General features: G+C 44.7%; 1 protein-coding gene. It reads left to right on the forward strand.

Going from position 1 to position 1,300, the window contains the following annotated elements; all coding sequences use genetic code 11:
- On the forward strand, nt 1-1,300 hold a 1,300-nt coding region (locus R7Q47_RS24935; protein WP_318089977.1), incomplete at both ends, for a TonB-dependent receptor.

Here is a 1,300-nt window from a genome sequence, read left to right on the forward strand (position 1 = left end):
GATCGTGATTACCTAAGCTCAACTAACACTGGCTCTGCAAACTACTTCGATATGTCAGGCGTTAGTATTTACGGGCGTAACGTTTATCATGATGGTCAGTTGAAAGCACTTAAGGGCTACGACACTAACGCGTCATGTGATCCTTCAAAAGGTTTTGTAGGGTTAACGAACTACCCTGGCTTAGGTGATATCTGCGGCTACGACTACACATCGGAAGCTGCTCAAACAGCATCTCTAGAACGCAACACCGTTTTTATGAACGGTAACATTTTCTTATCTGATGACACCACGTTTAACGCTCAGGTTCTTTTAAACCGAAATGAAAGCTTTGGACGCTTCGCGCCAGCGGCTGGTTATTTCGAAGTCGATCCAACAACTACTGGTGGCGCAGCATTCTTTGCCGAAAATGGCTTAGATGCAACTAAAGGTCCTGCTGCTGTTTATTACCGATTCAACAATGTTGGTACACGTGACAATAGTGTTACCGATTTCCAAGCAGACTTAAAAGCCGGCTTAGATGGCACACTTTACACAGATTCATTTGGTGAAGTCATTTGGGAAACTGGTTACCACCTAAACTTCTCGAATAGTAACGAAACTGGTACTGGCTATGTGTTCCGCTCTCCAGCTGAACAGCTGGCAAACTCAGGTCAGTTTGTAAATGGCGAATTCAGTGCCGATGCGACTAGCCAACTGTCAGCAGGAACAGGGCGCGAAACTCAAATGGAAATGCACCAAGTTTATGGTGGACTTCAATTTGATCTAGCAGAAGTGGGAAACATTGTTATCCCACTATATGTAGGGGCAGAGTACACAACTTACGACTACTTTGACCAATACGATCCACAAAGTGAAGCGGGTAATATCATTGGCAGTTCGGGGAACTCCGCTGGTGGTGACCGCGAAACATACGCAATTTATGCTGAATCTCTCATTGCGTTTACTGATGAACTAGAGATGAACATTGCAGCTCGTTACGACCATTACAGTGACTTTGGAGATGAAATCTCACCAAAAGTATCTTTCCGTTACCAGCCGTTAGACAACTTGATGTTCCGTACTGGTGCAGGTCTTGGTTTCCGAGCTCCAACCCTATCGGATCTATACGGAGCTGATAGCTTCTCATCTGACTATGCGAAAGACTACGTATTCTGTAGCCAGAATGGCATATCAGCTTCAGAATGTCCGGAAACTCAATATGACGTTACTCGCACATCCAATGAAGATCTGGATGCAGAAAAGTCTGTATCTTTTAACTTCGGGATCAGTTACTCACCAATTGACGACCTAGACCTGACTT

The sequence above is a fragment of the Vibrio sp. Vb0349 genome (assembly GCF_033338975.1).